The sequence below is a fragment of the Ensifer sp. MJa1 genome, assembly GCF_037026475.1.
Taxonomy (GTDB): Bacteria; Pseudomonadota; Alphaproteobacteria; order Rhizobiales; family Rhizobiaceae; genus Ensifer.
Map to the genome: position 1 here is coordinate 314,279 of NZ_JAKUMO010000003.1, position 20,263 is coordinate 334,541.

Genomic DNA, 20,263 nt, shown 5'->3' on the forward strand with positions numbered 1-20,263 from the left:
AAGTCTGTCGGACAGCTCCGGTCAGTCCTTGATCACGGAGATGTCGGGCGCGTCCACGGCCTTCATGCCAACGACATGGTAGCCGCTGTCGGCGTGGTGGACTTCACCGGTGACCGAGCGCGACAGGTCGGAGAGCATGTAGAGGCCGACGTCGCCGACTTCTTCGATCGTGACGGTGCGGCGCAGCGGCGCGTTGTACTCGTTCCACTTCAGGATATAGCGGAAATCGCCGATACCGGAGGCTGCGAGCGTCTTGATCGGGCCTGCGGAAATGGCGTTGACGCGGATGTTCTTCGGGCCAAGGTCGACCGCCAGATACTTTACGCTCGCCTCGAGCGCTGCCTTGGCGACACCCATGACGTTGTAGTTCGGCATGACCTTCTCGGCGCCATAATAGGTCAGCGTCAGCATCGAGCCGCCATCGGTCATCAGCTTTTCAGCGCGACGGGCAACCGAGGTGAAGGAATAGACCGAGATCTGCATCGTCTTGGCGAAGTTCTCGGGCGTCGTATCGACGTAGCGGCCCGTCAGTTCATCCTTGTCGGAGAAGCCGATGGCGTGCACGACGAAGTCGATCTTGCCCCACTTCTTTTCCAGGGTGTCAAAGACGGCGTCGATAGTGGCTTCGTCGCTGACATCGCAATGGCCTGCCATGAAGCCACCGATTTCCTCCAGCAGCGGCTCGACCCGCTTCTTCAGCGCATCGCCCTGATAGGTCAACGCGACTTCACCACCCTGTGCGTGGATGGCCTTGGCAATGCCCCATGCGATGGAACGGTTGTTTGCGACGCCCATGATGACGCCGCGCTTGCCCTTCATCAGACCGGATGCCTGAGCCATGGTAAGTCCCCAATACTATGTCAAGCAACGGCCGCCGCCGGTGCCAATGGTCACAAATGCTGCAGACGCACACACCTGAACGGGTGCGTCAAATTGTCGAGAATTGCCTATGGCATAGGCGCAAGGGTGGTTCAAGCGCGGCCGACATCAGGAACTGTTAGTCCCCGTAATATTGCTTCAGTGTGTCAGCAAACTGTCACAAATGGAGTGTCACAAATATAATCCGTCGCGCTGCGACCGCATCAGGTCGGTCACCTTGTCGTCCGGCATCTCCTTCAGGATCAGGCGAAGCTCGACCAGAAGATCGCCATGCGTCCCGTAGGAGCCAGGCAAGCCGCGGCCCTCCAGGCGGATAATCTTGTCGGAACCGGACCAGGCAGGCACGACCACCGTTGCCGGCCCGACCGGCGTTTCGATGACCTGCTCGCAGCCAAGAACGGCACCTTGAAGATCGATCGGCATCGTCGTCAACAAATCCAGGCCCTGGGTGCGGAATGGACCGTCCTGATTGATCCGGAGCGTGACGACGACGTCGCCGCGGGTCATGCCGGTGACGCGGTACCCCTGCTCCGCCAGGCGGATCTGCTGGCCGTCGATCGCGGCCGGGGGGATCTGAACCTTGACGCTCTCGCCGTCAGGAAGTTCCACCGTCAAACGCTGGCGTTCGATCAGATCTGCGATGCTGACGGCAAGATCGATCGCAAGATCAGGTACCTTTTCCGTGGTTTTTGCCGCCCGCCCACGGATGCGCCGCACGATGGCGGCAACAAGTTCGGCGGCCGGGGCTGCGGCCCGCTGCATCAGCGGCATCTCCATCCTGGCCGCAGCAGTTTCCTCCTGCGGCTCGGCAGCCGGCTCTGGCTTCGGGTCGGCCGCGGGCTGTGCCGGGCGCTCCTGTTCCCTTGCAGCTGCCGGCTTCGGCGCCGGCTTGGGCGATGGTTTTGGTGTAGGCTTCGGCGAAGGCCGGGCCGACTTGGCGCGGGCCTCCGCGCCAAAAATCTGCGAGATCGCGTCTTCCGCGGTCTCCGCGTCGACCGGCGCCTCTTCCTGCGCCCCGCGCATCTTCGCCTTCATCGCCTCCATGCGGCGAAGCTCGGCTTCGCGACGCGCATAGTCGTAGCGGCTCCTGAGCTTCGGATCGCGCAGCAGTTCATAGGCCTTTCCGGCCTCGGCGAAGCGCTCGGCGGCGGTCGGATCGTCCTGGTTGTGGTCCGGATGCACGGCCTTGGCCAGCGAACGCCAAGCCGCCTTGATTTCGTCCTGACCGGCATTGCGCCGAACACCGAGGATCGCATAGGGATCACGCATGGCTTCTACCATCTTCTCTGATCGGCGGCTTCTCCCTGATAACCGCCATTTGCCCCAAGATTGAAGGCGTCATCTTCGCCCACCCATTCAAGCGCCGATGATCCGGACAACTTGCTAAATAGTGGTTAGCTGCGGCTCGGCCGGCGTCGATGGCAAAGGTTCTTGCCCTCTTCGTCCGCGGTTTTGCGCAAATGTGGTTAATCGCCGATTTCAGCCAGAGGATTGGGACGCCTGCTCAGGGGCGCGGGCCGAAGCTCGTCAGGTACCAGGCGCCATCGCCGCCCTGGCAGGTGCTGCCGTCGAACTTGGCGATGCCTTCGTAGGAATGACGTGTCGTGGTGAAGCGACGGCACAGCATGCCGCTGGCGCGATCTTCCTGAATGGTGCTGATGACGCCGGCGCTGCCCGACGTCGCATTGGCCCAGGGAATGGGATTGACCGCGCCACCGCCGAGATCGGCCGATGTCACCGTGTCGCGAACCATCACCGCGTCGGAGAGGCCGTCGGAGGTTTTGGCCACGGGCACGGTGCCGGTCGAAACCGTGCGATCGACGCCGCCACTAAAGAGATCAAGGCCCGAGCCCATGCAGCCGGAGAGCGCCAGGACAGGCAGGCAAATTGCCGCGCCACGCAGCAGGGCGAAGGAATACCCCTTCTTGGCGACGATCCACTTTGCTATGTCTTGCACGGCAATCCTGTCAGACTCGCTGGAGCTGCACGTTGTTTGACAAGGTCAACATACAGGCTCCGACATTTTCGATGCGGAAACACCGGTCGGGCTCATCCCGAAGCATTTCCGCGCCAGACATCACGGCATTGGAACGCAATATGGCGGCGAATGAGTTAACAAGCGGTGACTTCACCGAATCAAATGAACCCTTTTCCCTGTTTGGCACATGGCTGAAAGACGCGGAAGGCAGCGAGATCAACGACCCGAATGCAGTGGCGCTTGCCACGGTCGACAGTGACGGACTGCCGAATGTCCGCATGGTGCTGCTCAAGGGTTTCGACGAGCGCGGCTTCGTCTTCTACACGAATTTCGAGAGCCAGAAGGGCCAGGAGATCCTTGGCGCGCGCAAGGCGGCCATGTGCTTCCACTGGAAATCGTTGAGGCGGCAGGTGCGCGTGCGCGGGCCGGTCGAGATCGTGTCGGACGCAGAGGCCGACGAATACTTCAAGAGCCGGCCACGCGGCAGCCGCATCGGCGCCTGGGCGTCGAAACAGTCGCGCCCGCTCGAAGGCCGCTTTGCGCTCGAAAAGGCCGTCGCCGAATACACAGCCCGCCACGCGATCGGCGAAATCCCGCGCCCGAGCTACTGGTCCGGCTTCCGCATCCGCCCGACCTCGATCGAGTTCTGGCACGACCGCCCGTTCCGCCTGCATGACCGGATGGAGTTCCGCCGCGAAACGCCGGAAGGCGGTTGGGAAAAGGTGCGCATGTATCCTTGAGGCGCAAGGGCCGTGCACCCCAACCGAGGGCCGCTTTCAGTTCAGCGGAAGGGGATGCCGGACGCCAGCGCCGAGACATAGCGCGCCCGTTGGAAATGGCCGTTCAATGAAATGCGTGGCAGGGCATGAAGGCTGGACAGCGACCGCTCGACAAGCGTGCCGGGTCGCGTCGTGACTGCCAGGGTGAAACCGAGATCGGCGACAAGGCGATGATCGCGTGCCGACACCGCCTGCGCGTCGCCATAGGGATAGGCGAAGGTCAGCGGACGCTTGCCGGTGATCGCCTCGACCCGCAATGCGGATTGATGGATCTCGCGTCGCGCCTCCGCCTCCTCAAGGCGCGCCACTGAGCGGTGGCTGATCGTGTGGGCCCCGAGGCTTGCAAGCGGATTTTCCGTCAACCGTCGAAGCCCGACATCGTCTAGCGTCAGCCGGTCGGTCAGTGCCAGCGGATCGACGCCGCATTCGAGCGCGATGACATTGAGGGCCGTAATGGCCTGCGCTTCGTCGCGGTCGTGAACGAAGGCCGCAAGCCGGTTGAAGGCCACCTGCTTTTCCACAGATGTGCCTGTGCATAGCGTCTCGGCGCCGTTGCCGAAATCGAAGCGCAAGATATCGTTTGCACCAAGAAGATTGGCAAGCGTTTCCCACCACAGCGTATGGGTGCGATCGACAAAGCCGCCGGCGACAAAAACGGTGAAGGGCGCCTGATGACGCGCGAAGACCGGCAACGCATGATCGAGATTGTCCCGGTAGCCGTCGTCGAGTGTGAAGCAGGCGATCGGCCCATCACACTTTGCGAGCGCTTCGGGTAATTGCTCGAGCGCGACGAAGCGATAACCGTCGCGCTTCAATGTCGTCAGCGCGGCGTCGAGGAACGCCGGTGTGATCTCCAGATGTGCGTTCGGATCGAAAGCACGCAGAGGTTTCGGCCGGACATGATGCAGCGTGAAGATCGCCCCTTGCCCTCGCGCCCCGGCCATGAGCCCGGTACGGCGCAAGCCATTGGCCAGTTCCAGCCCGCCGGTGATCGCGGTACGGCGGACTACCGTCCTGATCATGCTCTTGATGTTCGGGCCCATGTTCCCCCGCGCAGCGTATAGGGGTGGAAGGTTAGCGCCGGGGGCGTTAAACCTTGTTGAACAGCGCCGCCGTTCATGGTCCATTTACCACAGCCGCGAAAACGGGATGGAAATGGCATATTCCGCCCTAAAGTTGCAGCAAAGTCACGGATCTTGTCACAAAACGAAACAGCTTCGCGCCAATGACCGCTGGCGCTTCTCGACGGGGATCGACATGAAAACTTTGCGCTGCCTCCTATTGGCGACCTTCGCTCTCGCCCTGGGGACCGCAACCGCACTCGCCGGGACCGCCTCGCTGGTGCTGGACGCGCGAACCGGCAAGGTTCTTTCGGCCGAAAACCCCGACGTGCTCAACCATCCGGCCTCGCTGACCAAGATGATGACGGTCTACATGACCTTCGAGGCGCTGAGGCGCGGCGAACTCTCCTGGGACAGCAAGATCAAGGTTTCCAGGACAGCGGCCGCCAAGCCGCCGATGCGCCTCGGCCTCAAGTCCGGCATGACGATCACCGTGCGCGAGGCCGTGCTTGGCATGATCGTGCGTTCGGGCAATGATGCGGCCGTGGCGATGGCCGAAAGGCTCGGCGGGACGGAAGCGAATTTTGCCAGGATGATGACCGCCAAGGCGCGGCAGCTCGGCATGAGCAAGACCGTTTTCATCAACGCCTCGGGTCTGCCCGCGAGCCAGCAGGTGACGACCGCCCGAGAGATGTCGACGCTCGCCGTAGCCCTGATGCGCGACTTCCCCAGGGAATATCGGCTGTTTGCGACCGAGAGCTTCAACTTCCGTGGCCGAAAGGTCCGCGGGCACAACAACCTGATGTATCGCTATGAAGGCATGGACGGCATCAAGACCGGCTATACCAATGCGTCCGGCTTCAACCTGGTCAGCGCCGTCAAGGACGGCAATCGCCGCGTGGTCGGCGTCGTGCTTGGCGGACGCACCGCGCGCAGCCGCGATGCCAAGATGGCGGCGCTGCTCGATCGTCACCTCGGCAAGGCGGCAGGAGGCGAGCGGCAGTTCATCGCATCCACGCGCGGCAGGAAGGTGCTCGAAGCGCCGGTCGAGATGACATCGACGACATCGGACGTCCCGATGCCCTACACGGCGCCCCAGCGGGCAAAGCAGGATTCCGTTGCGGCGTTGATCGCCACGACGTCCGCGACCGCGATCCCTGCGGAGCGCCCCACTGAAGTGGCTGAGATCGAAAGTAGTGCCATGGCGCCGGTCGCCGGCGGCGGTTGGCAGATCCAGATTTCAGCAGCCCCTTCGGCCGAGGCGGCGCGCATGCTGCTTGCCCAGGCACGCGCCGAAGGCGGCGCGCCTCTGGCCGGGGCCAAACCCCACACGGAGGCCGTCGGCAAGGGCGCAAATGCGATCTACCGCGCGCGCTTCATCGGCTTTTCTAGCCGCGACGCAGCGGCGGCGGCCTGCGATGCACTGAAGCAGCGTTCGTACGATTGCATGATGCTGCCGTCGCGCGGGTAACCGTCGACGGCGACAGAGTTAGCCTTCGTCACGCTTGCGCGAAAACCTTGCGGAAGCGGTTGGCGAGCCACCAGTCACATTGCTCCTCGCTATAGCCAAGGAGCAGGCCTTCCTCGCGCTCGTCCTCATCTGTCCAGGGACGCCAGTTGTAAAAGAGCCAATGGCAGCGCTCTCTGAAGCGCTCGAAACGCCACTCTTCGCCCGGCAGCGCATAGGTGAGGTAGAGGGTGCGTTGCTCTTTCTCGCCGCCGGCCGTGGTCGGGCACATCTGCGCGAACTCGAACGTGTCTAAAACCATAGTCCCCGCGTCCACATGCGGTGCAAAGCGCGCTCGCATTTCCTGCAACCAGGGCGATTTCGGCTCATCACAGAAATATGCAAAGGGTTTGCGCCCTTCGAGCATCAGCGGAAGTTCGTAGTTGGTATGAACCAGGTAGGGCGTCGTATCAATTGAATGCGGCCGTTGAAGCAGGGCCTTCTCGCCGGTCGCGGGCAAGGCAAGCCCGACGACCGACTCCAGCAGCGCCAGATCCTTTCGATCCAAATGGTAATAGGCATGATCTGGAAAACACCTTCCCGCAGACCTAAGCCCGCGCGATCTTCTCCGCGTCGCCTTCGAACCTCAGTTCGTGGCTTGGCGTTGCGGTCTCCGGCGATAGAAAGGAGAGCTTGAAGACCACCACCGGATCTTACGCCTGGGTGCCACCAACCGTGATCTGGTCCATGCGCAGGTGCGGCTGGCCGACGCCGACCGGCACCCATTGGCCGGCCTTGCCGCAATTGCCGATGCCGGTGTCGAGCTTGGTGTCGTTACCGACCATGGTCACCCGCTTCATCGCGTCCGGGCCGTTGCCGATCAGCATGGCGCCCTTGACCGGCGCGCCGATCTTGCCGTTCTCGATCAGGTAGGCCTCGGTGCAGCCGAAGACGAACTTGCCGGAGGTGATGTCCACCTGGCCGCCGCCGAAGGAGACGGCGTAGATACCCTTCTTCACCGAAGCGATGATTTCATCCGGCGTCCTGTCGCCCGAGAGCATGTAGGTGTTGGTCATGCGCGGCATCGGCACATGGGCGTAACCCTGGCGACGGCCGTTGCCGGTCGGCTGCATGCCCATCAGCCGGGCGTTCTGGCGGTCCTGCATGTAGCCGACGAGCTTGCCGTCTTCGATCAGCACGTTGTAGCCCGAGGGCGTGCCTTCGTCGTCGATGGAAATGGAACCGCGGCGCGCCTCGATGGTGCCGTCGTCGACGACGGTGACGCCCTTGGCAGCGACCTGCTCGCCCATCAGGCCGGCAAAGGCCGAGGTCTTCTTGCGGTTGAAATCGCCTTCGAGGCCATGCCCGACCGCTTCGTGCAGCATGACGCCCGGCCAGCCCGAGGCAAGCACCACGTCCATGGTGCCGGCGGGCGCATCGATCGCTTCGAGATTGACGAGTGCCTGGCGCAGCGCCTCGTCGGCGCCCAACTTCCAATTCTCCTCGGTGACGAAATCGCCGAAGCCGCGGCGGCCACCGGTGCCGAAGGAGCCGCTTTCCTGGCGGTCGCCGTCACCGGTCACGACGGAGATGTTGATGCGGGTCATCGGCCTGATGTCATGCACGCGATGGCCATCGGCCCTGAGAATATCGACGACCTGCCAGCTGGCGGCGATCGATGCCGTGACCTGACGAACCTTCGGATCCTTGGCGCGCAGATAGGCGTCGATTTCCTGAAGCAGCGCGACCTTCGCCTCGAAGCTCGGTTCGCCGATCGGGTTCTCGTCGCCGTAGAGCTTCTTGTTGGTGCGCTGCGGGGCTGCGGCATAGGAGCCGGCATAACCGCGCGTCACCTGCGCCACCGCGTCGGAAGCGCGGCGAAGTGCAGAAAGGGAAAGCTCACCGGAATGAGCGTAACCGACCGCTTCGCCGGCAACGGCGCGCAGGCCGAAACCCTGGTCGGTGTTGAAGCTGCCACCCTTCAAGCGGCCGTTGTCGAAGGACAGCACCTCGGCCTGGGCATGCTCTAGGAACAGTTCGCCGTCGTCGGCGCCGGCGAGCGTTTCCGAGAGAACCTTGCGGACCGTTGCCTCGTCGGCATCGAAAAGGCTCATCAGATCGGTGTTCATGGCAGTGCGCTCCCGCATCAAGATATCTATGGCCTCCATTTAGGAAGGCGGCGGGTTCAAGCCAAGGAAAATATCACGTAAGCGAAGAGTTCCAGCCTTCGAGGCGCTCCACCTTTTCGACACCGGCAAAGCGGGCGACCCGCTCGAGTTCGGCATCGATGCGCTCCAAACGTCCGACCGACGCCCGGACCCCCCTTTCCAACCATAGCCGGCGGACATCGAGACTGCTGCGCTTGCGATCCGCCTTCATGTCGATGCGGCCGATCAGCCGGTCGCCTTCGATGAGCGGGAAGACGTAGTAGCCATATTCGCGCTTGGCCTCGGGTACGAAGATCTCGATGCGATAATAGAATCCGAACAGGCGCTCGGTGCGATTGCGGTCGCGCAGGAGCGGATCGAAGGGACTGAGCACCCGGACCCGGCCGGGCGGATCGGGGATATCGCCGAGCGTTACCGGAAAGCCGGCAAAGGCAAAGGCCGCGCGGGGTCGCCCGCCGTCGATCGCTTCGATCTGCACCTCGACAAGTTCGTCGCGATGCTCGGCCACCCAGGTCTTGGCTTCGTCGGGAGACACCAGGTCCCAAAAGGCAGCGATCTCGCCATGGGTCGCAAACCCCAGTCGATCGAGCGCGCTGCGGCAGGCCCAGTCGACAAACTCCGGGTGACTGACGTCGCCCTCGTGATGGTGCTGCGGGATCACTCTTTCGGTCAGGTCATAGACTTTCTGGAAATTCTCGCGCCGGGCGATCGCCAGTTTTCCGGTCCGCCACAGCACTTCGAGCGCCGTCTTCGACGGATGCCAGTTCCACCAGCCACCGGATTCATGCTCGGCCTCCTTGAGATCGCGCGCGAGCACCGGGCCACCCTCGGCGATGCGCTGATAGGTCTCGTCGCACCCCCTCTCGAAGCCCTCGCCACGCCACGCCTTCCAGCGCTCGACAATCGTCTCGCCTTCCCATTTGAAGCGGTGCTTCCAGTAGCGGAAGAAACTGCTCGGAATGATCGAGGCGTCGTGCGTCCAGTGTTCGAAGAGGTCGCGGTCATCTTCGAGAAGCGCCGTGAGATGTTCCCTGCGGTAGGTCTGGTTGCGGGAAAACAGGATCTGGTGGTGGGCACGCTCGACCGTGGCGATGCTGTCGACCTGCACGAAGCCGATATCGTGGATGAGCTGCAAAAGCCCTTCCTTGCCGAGCGCGCGGTTGGGTGCGCCGGAAAGACCCTGCTTGGCGAGGAAGATGCGACGGGCGTCGCTGTTGGAAAGGCGAATCGTCATGGCTTCAAGAATAGGCTTTTATTCCCATAATTCAAATACAGCCTTCGGTCCGGACCGCATTGCCCTTGTTGTCGGACTTGGCCTATAGAGCAACCCGAAAACTGCGCCTGCCGAAGACCACGAGGAACGGAATGGATATCCGCTTTGCCGATTGCTCGGTGCGCTTTGGCGAGAGGGTGGCTTTGCATCCGCTGACCCTGACGCTGAGCGAGAAGCGTATCGGCATCATCGGCCTTAACGGCTCCGGAAAGACCACCTTTGCCCGACTGATCAACGGCCTGGTCAAACCCTCTTCCGGCCGGGTGACGGTCAACGGCCTGAATACGGTCGAGGACGATCGCGCCGTGCTTTCGGAGGCCGGGTTCATTTTCCAGAACCCGCAGCACCAGCTGATCATGCCGATTGTTGCCGAGGACATCGCCTTCGGCTTGAAGAACCGTGGCCTCAAGACCGACGAAATCGACCGGCGTACACAAGGCGCGCTGTCACGCTTCGGCATCGAGCATCTGGCACGGCGACGTGTGCACGAACTTTCGGGCGGCGAAACCCAACTCGTCGCCATGGCGAGCGTCGTCGTCACCGATCCGAAGATCCTCATCCTCGACGAGCCGACCAACCAGCTCGACCTCAGGAACCGGCGCCGCGTCGCCGAGACGATCGAGGGCCTGCCGGAAGATACGGTCGTGATCACGCATGATCTTGCTCTCGTCGAGAACGTCGACCGGCTGCTGCTCTTCCACGAGGGTCGGCTCGCGGCGGACGGCAACCCGCAAGATGCGATCCGCCGCTACCACGAGATCGCCGGATGCTGACGAGCCTGCACATAGAGGGCAGCAGCCTGCTGCACCGCCTATCGGCCAGGGTGAAGCTGATCGCGCTGGTCGCATCGAGCATCGTGCTTTTCCTCAGCGCGTCGCTGGTCCTTCAGGCCCTCGCCTTCGTCGTCGCCACCGGTCTCTACCTCTCTGTCGGACTGCCGGCAAAAGAAGCGTTCAAGCGCGTCGGCTTCGTCTTCGTGACGATCTTCTTCCTCGCCGCCGTCAACCTCTTCCTGCTTCCCGTTTTGGAAGTCGCGACGTTGACGTTGCGCCTGATGGCCCTGGTGCTGTTTGCCGCCGCTGTCACGGCGACGACAACGATCAGCGCCTTCATGGACGAGATAACCATCCTCTTGTCCCCGCTCGAACGATTGGGGTGGCTGAAGGCGGCCGACGTCAGCCTGGCATTGGGGCTGGTGCTGCGCTTCGTGCCCGACATCTTCGCACGCTACGAGGCGATCCGCGAGGCGCATCGGGCTCGCGGCCTTCCGGTCCGGCCGTTGACGATCATCGGGCCACTGATCATCCTGACGCTTAAAGATGCCGATACGATTGCCGCAGCGATTGACGCGCGCGGTTTTCGACGCCAATAGATGCGACAATTCTAATACACAGGGAACCGGACCTTCATGAACACCAGAGACCTCGTCCTCATCGCCCTCTTTGCCGCAATCGTCGTGGTCCTCGGCCTTATCCCGCCGATCACGCTCGGCTTCATTCCGGTGCCTATCACCGCCCAGTCCATGGGCGTGATGCTCGCCGGCTGCATTCTCGGCGCCAAGCGCGGCGCGCTTGCCTTCCTCTTGTTCCTGCTTCTGGTCGCCATCGGCCTGCCGGTGCTTTCCGGCGGCCGCGGCGGTCTCGCCGTATTTGCCGGCCCGTCCGGCGGCTTCATCATCGGTTGGGTCGTCGCCACCTTCGTCACCGGCCTGATTGCCGAGCGCAGCATCCGTGAGGGCCAGGCGGAGACGCGCCAACTCATCGGCTTCTTCCTCGCCTCCGTTGTCGGCGGCATCGTAGTGCTCTATGCGATCGGCATGCCCTGGGTCTCTGCGGTCACCGGCACGCCGCTCCTGACGGTGGCCACCGGCTCGCTCGCCTTCATTCCCGGCGATCTCTTGAAAGCGGCAATCGCGACCCTGGCGGCACGCGCCGTCTACGCCGGCTATCCGCTGTTAAACGCTCGCGCCTGAGCCAATGCCGTTTGCCGAAGCGATCAATCGCCATGCGGAGGAACATCCGCATACCCCGGCCTTCCAGATGGAGGGCCGGGTTTTCACTTTTGGCGTGCTGGCGCGGCATGGCCGACAACTCGCCGCCGCTATCGGTGATCTCATCGCCGACAGCCCAGCCCGCAGCCTGCTCGGCGACCGCGCACGCCTGATAGCGCTTGAGGCGGGCAATCATCCACTGTTTGCAGCCGCCTTTCTTGCCGCCACGAACCGCGGCACCTGTGTCGCGCTGATCGACCCGCATCTGCCGGCTCCAACCCGAAAGGCCATGCGCGAGCTTCTGTCGCCAGACCTCGTCATCTCCGCGGATGGCGACGAACTTCATCTGGAGGCTCGGGCAAGCGGGAAGACGCGGCGTTTCAGCGAAGACGCACCGGGGGCAAGAGAAGCGCCGCTCATAGTCGGCGAGGATCGCGAACCGTTGCTGATCGTCTTCACATCGGGCACGACAGGTGTGCCGAAAGCGATCGTCCGCGATCGTGGCTCTTGGCGACAAAGCCTTGTCACCGGTCAGGATTTCTTCGGGATCTCTCGCGGCACCCGCAGCTTCGCGCCCGGTCCGCTGGCGCATGGGCTAACGCTCTACGCGCTGGCCGAGACCCTTGTTGCCGGCGCCGAGTTCGTCGGCGCGGCTCATTTCGATGCGGCGCAATCGCTGCGTCTCATCGAAGCGCAAACGGTGAAGCGCCTGGTGCTGGTACCGACGATGCTGCGGCGGCTGAGCGCCGCTGCCGAGGGCAGGCAATTCGCGTCCGTCACACACATTACGGTCGCCGGCGCAAAACTGACGGCGAGTGACCGGGAAAGCGCGGCCGTTGCCTTTCCAGGGTCGCATGTCATCGAGTATTATGGCGCCTCTGAACTGGGTTTCATCAGCGTGGCCACGGAGAGCGACGCGGCTTCGGCAACTGCCGTCGGCCACGCCTTTCCCGGCGTCACCCTTCATATCCTCAACGACGCGGGGGCTGAAATGCCAACGGGTGAAACGGGGACTATTTTCGTCGACAGCAGGCTCATCTCCGACGGTTACCTCGGGGTGGCTGATGGTGCCGGTTTCCGTCGCCTCGGCGGGCTTGCGACAGTCGGTGACCTCGGTTTTCTCGAAGAGGACGGCACGCTGCATCTTCTCGGACGCACCGGCGGCATGGTGCTGTCGGGCGGCAACAACATCTACCCGCAAGAGGTGGAATCGACGCTTCTTGCCCACGCGGGCGTTCACGCTGCACTCGTGCTCGGCCTTAACCACCCGGATCTCGGCAGCGAACTGGTCGCCGTCATCGAACCGGAAGGCAACACCTTTGACCGGGCCGCACTTGATCGCCACCTGGCCGCGCACCTTCCCCGCTACAAGCATCCGCGTCGCGTCTGGCTTTGCCGGAAGATGCCGATGACGCGCTCGGGCAAGGTGGCGACTGGCACAATCAGACAATGGATCGCGGACAACAACGATGGCCTCGAACGCATCGACTAACGCTTCGCGCGTACCGGTGATCATTGCAGCGCTCAGGACGCCGATCGGCCGCGTGAACGGCACGCTTCGCGACGTCGAGCCGTCGCGGCTCGCCGCACCGCTGATGGCCCGCATCTTGGAAGAGGTCGGGATTCCCGCCAGCGATATTGATGACGTCATCCTCGGCAATGCTGCAAACAGCGCCGGCAACCTGGCGCGGCTCGCGGCGCTCGAGGCCGGGTTGCCGGTATCAACGCCAGGCGTGACGGTTGACCGACAATGCGGGTCAGGGCTCGAGGCGATCACGCTCGCCGCGCGGATGATCCAGGCGGGTGCCGGGCGCTTCTATCTCGCCGGCGGTACGGAGAGCGCCAGCCGCGCGCACATCCGCCTGAGGCCGCCGCTTGAGCGCGGCGGCGAACTGACCCCGGTCAAGCGCGCCCGCATGGCGCCGGACGAGATCGGCGATCCGGAGATGGGGGTAGCGGCCGAGAATGTCGCCGCCGCCTGTGGCATTTCCCGTGAGCGCCAGGATGCTTTTGCACTCGAGAGCCATCGTCGCGCGGTCGATGCGGAACTTTCCGGTCGCTTCGCCCGCGAGATCGTAGCGATCGAGACTGCGGCGGGCCCCGTCCTGCGCGACGAATGCCCGCGTCCCAACGCCTCGAGCGAAACGCTCGCGCGGCTGAAGCCGGTCTTCGTCGAGGGCGGTACGGTGACTGCCGGCAATGCCTGCCCGATCAATGATGGTGCTGCGGTCGTGCTGGTGACAAGCCTTGCCGAGGCAGAACGGCTGCGCACACCTTTCGCGCTCGAGTTCATCGATGCGGCAACGGCCGGCGTCCATCCCGACCTGCTCGGTCTTGGCCCGGTTCCGGCACTGCAGAAGCTGATGGTGCGGCAGCCAACCCTCGATCCCGCTAAAGTCGATCTCATCGAGTTCAACGAGGCTTTCGCTTCGCAGGTGCTTGGTAGTCTTGACCAGCTCGAGATCCCCGCCGCCAAGGTCAATCTGGACGGCGGTGCCATCGCGCTTGGCCATCCCTACGGCGCCTCCGGCGCGATCCTCACGGTTCGGCTCTTTTCGCAAATGCGGTCCGCCCCTTCCGGCACCGAGGGACTGGCGATGATGGGGGTCGGCGGCGGCATGGGTGTCGTCACGCTGTTTCGCGGCAGGCAACTCGCTTAAGGCAAGTCCAGAAAAAGCGTGTGCGGCTCTCCGTCCGTCTTGCGATCATTTCGAATAGTCAGAGCACTTCACCCGGTGGACCTGACGAAGTGTCTAGACGGCATAGGCCGCCAGCCATTCCCGCGTTGCGGTCGGCAACGGCAAGGGTGTATGCCGCTGCGGATCGACCGCGACCCAGACCACCTCCACCTCCGCCGCGAGCTGACCACGCGCCTCGACCTTGACGGCGAAGCTGATGGAACTGCCGCCGATCTTGGCGACATTCACGGTGAAGCGGGCAGGTTCGTCGTAGCGCAGGCCGCGATGGTAGACGCAAGCCGAGCGGCGAACGAGGTAGCTCGGCTCGTTGACGACGTGGGGACGGTGGCGCCACAGGCTGGAAAGGGCTGCTTCCGCATGGGCGTAGTAGGCGGCATTGTGCATGTGCCCGTGCATGTCTATATCGCGAAACGGAATACGGATGTCCGTGACGTTCTCCAGCTCCCTGCCGTCCATGCGAGGCTCCCTGACGATGCGCTCCACCCTCGTTAGCCAGTTCGGCGATCCCCGGCAAGTGATTGCGCTGGTCGATGCAGAGCGTCACGCGCCGGGACCGGGTGAGGTCGAGGTGGCGGTATCGCTCGCGGCCATCAACCCATCGGATCTCATCCCCGTCACCGGCGCCTATAGCGCCCGCACTACCTTGCCCTTCGTGCCGGGTTTCGAGGGTTTCGGCATCGTGACGCGTATTGGCGCCGGCGTGAGCTCGCTGAAAGCTGGCGATCGCGTGATCCCGATCGGCGCCAGTGGCCTCTGGCAGGAGTATCTCTTGCGCCCGGCCGAATGGTGCTTCCGCCTGCCCGACGACATTGACGACAGGGATGCGGCGACAGCTTACGTCAATCCGCTGACGGCGCTGCAACTGGTCGAAGCACTGCGAACCCATTTCGGCTCGCTCGAACGGCGCCGGATCGGCGTCACCGCGGCAGGATCGGCCATCGGCGGCATGCTGTTGAAGTTGCTTGCCGGCGAAAGCGCGGATGTCACGGGTATCGTGCGCAGCGAGCGCAGCGCCGATCGGCTCGCCCAAGCGGCTCCCGTCGCGGTCGTGCTGGGCGACGAGAGCCGTGTGCCGCAACTCCGCCTCGACGCCATCATCGACGCTGTGGGCGGTCCCTTTGCCGGCGACCTGATCCTTCGCACCCTCGAGCCGGGCGGCGCCTTCATCCAGTACGGCGCGCTTAGCGGCATTCCGGTGCCGCAGGCGGCGATCCAGGCGCGGCCGGACATCCGTTTCTCGTTCCTGTGGCTGCGCACCTGGGTGCACTCGGCCGGGCGACCGGCAATCGAAGCGGCCTTCTCAAAGAGTTTCGCGGGCTTGAGAAGCAGCCTCTTTTCGAGCCGGATCGCCGAGGTTTACCCCTTGAGCCGGATCGATGCCGCACTTCGGCACCAGGCCGATCCGTGCCGCGACGGCAAGCTGCTTCTCGATCCCCGCTGTTGAAAATTCTGCCTTTCGGCTGCCTTGCCATGGACCTTCATGGGTCAGAGCACTAGGTTTCGGGCATGACCACGTTCCTCTACGAAAATCCGGTCTTTCTGGAACACGAGGTTCCGGAGGGGCATCCCGAGCGGCCGGACCGGCTGAAGGCGTTGAACCTCGCGCTCGAGCATCCGAACTTTGCCGATCTCAAGCGGATCGAGGCCAAGAAGGCGAGCGAGGACCTCGTCCTGCTCGCCCATCCGGAAGAGCATTTGCGTGACGTCAAGCGCGCCATCCCCGAGGAAGGCCTCAACCATTTCGAGGCGGACACCTATGCCAGCCCCTTGAGCCTGGACGCCGCCCTGACCGGCATCGGCGGGGCGACTGCCGCCGTCGACGCAGTCTTTTCCGGCGAGGCCGACAATGCCTTCGTCGCCGCCCGCCCGCCGGGACATCACGCCGAAAAGAACAAGGCCATGGGCTTTTGCCTGTTCAATACGGTGGCGATTGCCGCCCGTTATGCGCAGAAGGCCTATGGGGCCGAGCGGGTCGCGATCGTCGACTGGGACGTTCACCACGGAAACGGCACACAGGATATTTTCTGGGATGACCCGTCGGTGCTGTTCTGCTCGACCCACCAGATGCCGCTTTATCCCGGCACCGGCGCCAAGGACGAGACGGGCATCAAGGGCAACATCGTCAACGCGCCGCTATCGCCCAATATGGGCAGCGAGCACTTCCGCGAAGCATTCCGGTCCCGCGTTCTTAACGCGCTTACCAATTTTCGGCCTGACTTCATCCTGATCTCCGCAGGCTTCGACGCCCACCATCGCGATCCGCTGGCGCAGATCAACCTCGTCGCCGAGGATTTCGACTGGGCGACCGGGCGTCTGCACGAGATCGCCGATCGCAGCGCCGGCAACCGCATGGTCAGTCTGCTTGAAGGCGGCTATGACCTTCAGGGGCTCGCCGAATCGGCCGGCCTGCACATTTTGCGACTGATGAGAGGGTAGACATGAACACCACCACGCAACCGGACGTTTCCACCCTCTCCTTCGAGCAGGCTGTCGAGGAACTGGAGCGGATCGTCTCGGCGCTGGAGCGCGGTGATGTGGCGCTCGACAAGTCGATCGAGATCTACGAGCGCGGCGAGGCGCTGAAGAAGCATTGCGAGGCGCTTCTGAAGGCTGCCGAAGATCGCATCGAGAAGATCCGCCTCGACCGCGCCGGCAAACCGCAGGGCGTGGAGCCGCTCGACGCGGACTAGGCCATTTCGTTGCAATTCCGGACGGAGAACCGCTTCACACTTTTCCTGGAATTGCATGTGTCGGATTGATCGTCGCGCGGAAACGCTGCGTCTTTGCTTCGCCCCTATCCGCCTGTGCATGCAGGCGTTAGTACTTGATGCGACAGCATAAACGGGAGCACGCGCCATGTCCTTCTTTCCAGGCCCCGATCCGCTCGCCGGCGACAAACCCGCCTGCGACGCCATCGAACACCTGATCGTTCCGCGCACCAGCGACATCGGTGGACTACAGGTTCGTCGCGCACTGCCGACGGCGAAACGCCGGCTGGTCGGCCCCTTCATCTTCTTCGACCGGATGGGGCCGGCGCTGTTGCGCGCCGGCGAGGCGATCGACGTGCGCCCGCACCCGCATATCGGCCTTTCGACCGTCACCTATCTCTTCGACGGCGAGATCAAGCATCGCGACAGCCTTGGCACCGAGATGGTCATCCGACCCGGCGACGTAAACCTGATGACCGCCGGACGCGGCATCGTGCATTCCGAGCGCTCTCCGGAAAACCAGCGCGGCCACGAACGCTCGATCTCGGGCCTGCAGACCTGGCTGGCGCTACCCGACCACAAGGAAGAAATCGACCCCATCTTCAGCCACACGGAAGAACGCATGTTGCCGCATATGAGCGACGACGGCATCAAGGCGCGGGTGGTGATCGGCAACTTCGAGGGCGCGAAGTCGCCGGTCTCGGTCTTTACCGACACCATCTATGTCGATCTCAACATAGCGCCCGGCAAAAGTGCACCCTTCGCGGCCCACTGGGAGGAGCGCGCGCTCTACATCCTTTCGGGCGAGGCGATCATCGCCGGCGACCACTTTGCTGACAATCAGTTGCTGGTCTTTCGCGCCGGCGACGAGATCACGGTGACGGCGGGGCCACAGGGCTGTCACGTCATGCTCTTCGGCGGCGCAGCGCTCGGCTCTGCCCGCCACATCTGGTGGAACTTCGTTTCCTCCTCCAAGGAGCGCATTGACAAGGCGAAAGAAGAATGGCGCACCGGCCGCTTCGACATCGTGCCCGGCGACGAGGAGGAGTTCGTCCCCCTGCCCGAGGGCTGAATGTGGCCGAAGGCGGAGCGGGGTGACTGCGGGAAACCGCGCAACATTGCCTCAGGCTGCTTGAAACGATTTCGATTCACAGAATCATGCGCTAGTCTCTTGGTCCACGACGCAGGAACGCCTAATTTTGCATTCAGCAACGATTGCGTCTAAAGAGCCGCTTCGACGGTACCCACCAACTATCGCGCGCCCGACCTTTGGGGCGCGCATGAGGCATGCAGCGTGACACAACTGCCAACCAATCCGATGCCGGCTACTCCCTTGCTCGACAAGGTGACCTATCCTGACGATCTGAAGAAGATCGACGACAAGGATCTGCCCCAGCTCGCCGGAGAAGTCCGGGCAGAAATGATCGACGCGGTATCGCGCACCGGCGGCCACCTTGGCGCCGGTCTTGGCGTCGTCGAGCTGACGATTGCCATCCACAAGGTGTTCAATACCCCGCATGACCGGCTGATCTTCGACGTCGGCCACCAGTGCTATCCGCACAAGATCCTGACCGGCCGCCGCGACCGCATCCGCACGCTGCGGCAGGAAGGCGGTCTCTCCGGCTTTACCCGCCGCGCCGAGAGCGAGTACGATCCCTTCGGCGCTGCGCACTCCTCGACCTCGATTTCCGCCGGCCTCGGCATGGCGGTCGCCGCCGATCTCGATGGCAAGAACCGCAATGTCATCGCCGTCATCGGCGACGGTGCGCTTTCGGCCGGCATGGCCTATGAGGCGCTCAACAATGCCGGCGCGCTCGACGCCCGGCTGATCGTCATCCTCAACGACAACGACATGTCGATCGCGCCGCCGACCGGCGCGATGAGCGCCTATCTGGCGCGCCTTGCCTCGGGCCGCACCTATATGGGCATCCGCGAGGTCGGCAAGAAGTTGACCGCCTATCTCGGCAAGACGGTGGACCGCGCCATCACCCGCGCGGTCGAGCATGCCCGCGGCTACGTCACCGGCGGCACGCTGTTTGAAGAGATGGGCTTCTACCATATCGGCCCGATCGACGGGCATTCCTTCGACCACCTTTTGCCGGTGCTGCGCAACGTGCGCGACAACGCCAAGGGCCCGGTGCTGATCCACGTAGTGACGCAGAAGGGCAAGGGCTATCCGCCGGCAGAAGCCGCCGCCGACAAGTATCACGGCGTCAACAAGTTCGACGTCATCACCGGCGCCCAGGCGAAGGCCAAGCCGAATGCGCCGGCCTACACCTCCGTTTTCGCCGATGCGCTGACACAGGAAGCCGGCTTCGACGACAAGATCGTTGCGGTCACCGCCGCCATGCCGTCCGGCACCGGGCTCGACAAGTTCGCCAAGGTGCATCCGTCGCGCTGCTTCGACGTCGGCATTGCCGAACAGCACGCCGTCACCTTTGCCGCAGGCCTTGCCGCCGAGGGCTACAAGCCGTTCGCAGCGCTCTATTCGACCTTCCTGCAGCGCGGCTACGACCAGGTGGTGCACGATGTCGCCATCCAGGGCTTGCCCGTCCGCTTCCCGATCGACCGTGCCGGCTTCGTCGGCGCCGACGGACCGACGCATGCGGGTTCGTTCGACACGACCTATCTCGCGACACTTCCTGGCTTCGTTGTGATGGCGGCCGCCGACGAAGCAGAATTGAAGCATATGGTGCGCACCGCTGCCGCCTATGACGCTGGCCCGATCTCGTTCCGCTATCCGCGCGGCGAAGGTGTCGGCGTCGAAATGCCGGAACGTGGAGAGATCCTCGAGATCGGCAAGGGCCGCGTCGTCAAGCAGGGTTCCAAGGTCGCGCTTCTATCGTTCGGCACCCGCCTGGCCGACTGTCTGATGGCCGCCGAGGATCTCGATGCCGCCGGGCTTTCGACCACGGTCGCCGATGCGCGCTTTGCAAAGCCGCTCGACCATGACCTCATCCGTGATCTTGCCCGCAACCACGAGGTGCTGATCACTATCGAGGAAGGTGCCGTTGGCGGCTTTGCCAGCCACGTGCTGCAGTTCCTCGCCGAAGACGGCCTGCTCGACGGCGACCTCAAGGTCCGCCCGATGGTCATGCCCGACATCTGGATGGAACAGGCCAAGCCGGAGGCCATGTATGCCGCCGCCGGCCTCGACCGCGCCGGCATCGTCTCGACCGTCTTTAAGGCGCTCGGCCAGAAACAGGATATCGGCATCGGCGCGGCCGGCTAAGCCCCCTCGCAGACCAATCTGAAACGAAAAACCCCGGCTCAAGACCGGG

The 20,263-nt window shown here is 63.6% G+C and carries 20 protein-coding genes; 12 read left to right on the plus strand and 8 right to left on the minus strand.

The annotated features are described in order from the left end of the window. Positions 1-21: 21 nt before the first annotated feature. The 3 genes from fabI to MKZ91_RS06695 form a co-directional block, all read right to left on the minus strand. The gene (gene fabI / locus MKZ91_RS06685) at positions 22-840 is read right to left on the minus strand and encodes an enoyl-ACP reductase FabI (RefSeq protein ID WP_336169268.1); all 819 of its coding nucleotides are present in this window, start codon (positions 838-840) and stop codon (positions 22-24) included. Between the two features lie 210 nt (positions 841-1,050). After that, entirely contained in the window at positions 1,051-2,160 is a 1,110-nt protein-coding gene (locus MKZ91_RS06690) for a DnaJ C-terminal domain-containing protein (RefSeq protein ID WP_336169270.1), read from the minus strand. Between the two features lie 223 nt (positions 2,161-2,383). Then, the gene (locus MKZ91_RS06695; protein WP_336169272.1) at positions 2,384-2,836 is read right to left on the minus strand and encodes an RT0821/Lpp0805 family surface protein; all 453 of its coding nucleotides are present in this window, start codon (positions 2,834-2,836) and stop codon (positions 2,384-2,386) included. A gap of 71 nt (positions 2,837-2,907) precedes the next feature. Here MKZ91_RS06695 and pdxH point away from each other — a divergent pair, with 71 nt between their 5' ends. Then, positions 2,908-3,597, plus strand: coding sequence for a pyridoxamine 5'-phosphate oxidase (gene pdxH / locus MKZ91_RS06700; RefSeq protein ID WP_336169274.1), 690 nt, complete (start codon positions 2,908-2,910; stop codon positions 3,595-3,597). 41 nt (positions 3,598-3,638) lie between these two features. Here the strand turns inward: pdxH and MKZ91_RS06705 are convergent, their stop codons facing one another. Beyond that, the gene (locus MKZ91_RS06705) at positions 3,639-4,658 is read right to left on the minus strand and encodes a polysaccharide deacetylase family protein (protein ID WP_442892207.1); all 1,020 of its coding nucleotides are present in this window, start codon (positions 4,656-4,658) and stop codon (positions 3,639-3,641) included. Between the two features lie 235 nt (positions 4,659-4,893). Between MKZ91_RS06705 and MKZ91_RS06710 the strand changes: the two genes are divergently transcribed. Beyond that, positions 4,894-6,168 (plus strand): D-alanyl-D-alanine carboxypeptidase family protein, encoded by a 1,275-nt coding sequence (locus tag MKZ91_RS06710; RefSeq protein WP_336169278.1) that lies wholly within the window; start codon positions 4,894-4,896, stop codon positions 6,166-6,168. A gap of 28 nt (positions 6,169-6,196) precedes the next feature. On the opposite strand, the gene MKZ91_RS06715 is transcribed toward MKZ91_RS06710, so the two are convergent. The 3 genes from MKZ91_RS06715 to MKZ91_RS06725 form a co-directional block, all read right to left on the minus strand. Further along, entirely contained in the window at positions 6,197-6,712 is a 516-nt protein-coding gene (locus MKZ91_RS06715) for a hypothetical protein (protein ID WP_336169280.1), read from the minus strand. A 145-nt stretch (positions 6,713-6,857) separates the two neighbouring features. Then, complete coding sequence (gene tldD, locus MKZ91_RS06720) at positions 6,858-8,273, minus strand: metalloprotease TldD (RefSeq protein ID WP_336169282.1); 1,416 nt, start codon at positions 8,271-8,273, stop codon at positions 6,858-6,860. A gap of 73 nt (positions 8,274-8,346) precedes the next feature. Next, positions 8,347-9,546 carry a winged helix-turn-helix domain-containing protein gene (locus MKZ91_RS06725; RefSeq protein WP_336169283.1) on the minus strand — a complete coding sequence of 400 codons (1,200 nt, stop codon included), beginning with the start codon at positions 9,544-9,546 and terminating at the stop codon, positions 8,347-8,349. Between the two features lie 131 nt (positions 9,547-9,677). Here MKZ91_RS06725 and MKZ91_RS06730 point away from each other — a divergent pair, with 131 nt between their 5' ends. Genes MKZ91_RS06730 through MKZ91_RS06750 form a run of 5 tightly spaced genes read left to right on the plus strand, consistent with a single transcriptional unit; the run spans position 9,678 to position 14,235 of the window. Beyond that, positions 9,678-10,358, plus strand: a complete 681-nt coding sequence (locus MKZ91_RS06730) for an energy-coupling factor ABC transporter ATP-binding protein (protein WP_336169284.1) — start codon at positions 9,678-9,680, stop codon at positions 10,356-10,358. Next, the gene (locus MKZ91_RS06735; RefSeq protein ID WP_336169286.1) at positions 10,352-10,957 is read left to right on the plus strand and encodes an energy-coupling factor transporter transmembrane protein EcfT; all 606 of its coding nucleotides are present in this window, start codon (positions 10,352-10,354) and stop codon (positions 10,955-10,957) included. The genes MKZ91_RS06730 and MKZ91_RS06735 overlap by 7 nt, the downstream gene beginning before the upstream one ends. A 36-nt stretch (positions 10,958-10,993) precedes the next feature. Next, positions 10,994-11,557, plus strand: a complete 564-nt coding sequence (locus tag MKZ91_RS06740) for a biotin transporter BioY (RefSeq protein ID WP_336169288.1) — start codon at positions 10,994-10,996, stop codon at positions 11,555-11,557. Between the two features lie 4 nt (positions 11,558-11,561). After that, positions 11,562-13,067 carry a class I adenylate-forming enzyme family protein gene (locus MKZ91_RS06745; RefSeq protein ID WP_336169289.1) on the plus strand — a complete coding sequence of 502 codons (1,506 nt, stop codon included), beginning with the start codon at positions 11,562-11,564 and terminating at the stop codon, positions 13,065-13,067. Then, positions 13,045-14,235, plus strand: coding sequence for a thiolase family protein (locus MKZ91_RS06750; protein ID WP_336169290.1), 1,191 nt, complete (start codon positions 13,045-13,047; stop codon positions 14,233-14,235). The genes MKZ91_RS06745 and MKZ91_RS06750 overlap by 23 nt, the downstream gene beginning before the upstream one ends. A gap of 93 nt (positions 14,236-14,328) precedes the next feature. Here MKZ91_RS06750 and MKZ91_RS06755 read toward each other — a convergent pair whose 3' ends face one another. Next, positions 14,329-14,730, minus strand: coding sequence for an acyl-CoA thioesterase (locus tag MKZ91_RS06755; RefSeq protein ID WP_336169291.1), 402 nt, complete (start codon positions 14,728-14,730; stop codon positions 14,329-14,331). Between the two features lie 16 nt (positions 14,731-14,746). Between MKZ91_RS06755 and MKZ91_RS06760 the strand changes: the two genes are divergently transcribed. From MKZ91_RS06760 to dxs, 5 genes are all read left to right on the plus strand, one after another. Then, positions 14,747-15,718, plus strand: a complete 972-nt coding sequence (locus MKZ91_RS06760) for a zinc-dependent alcohol dehydrogenase family protein (protein WP_336169293.1) — start codon at positions 14,747-14,749, stop codon at positions 15,716-15,718. 62 nt (positions 15,719-15,780) lie between these two features. Next, a complete protein-coding gene (locus MKZ91_RS06765; protein ID WP_336169295.1) occupies positions 15,781-16,710 on the plus strand; it encodes a histone deacetylase family protein in 930 nt (309 codons plus the stop codon). Positions 16,711-16,712: 2 nt separating this feature from the next. Next, entirely contained in the window at positions 16,713-16,964 is a 252-nt protein-coding gene (locus tag MKZ91_RS06770) for an exodeoxyribonuclease VII small subunit (protein ID WP_173515809.1), read from the plus strand. Between the two features lie 166 nt (positions 16,965-17,130). Further along, entirely contained in the window at positions 17,131-18,054 is a 924-nt protein-coding gene (locus MKZ91_RS06775; RefSeq protein WP_336169298.1) for a pirin family protein, read from the plus strand. Positions 18,055-18,300: 246 nt separating this feature from the next. Further along, positions 18,301-20,214: a 1-deoxy-D-xylulose-5-phosphate synthase gene (dxs, locus tag MKZ91_RS06780; protein ID WP_336169411.1), complete on the plus strand. Its 1,914-nt coding sequence runs from the start codon at positions 18,301-18,303 to the stop codon at positions 20,212-20,214. Positions 20,215-20,263: the final 49 nt, after the last annotated feature.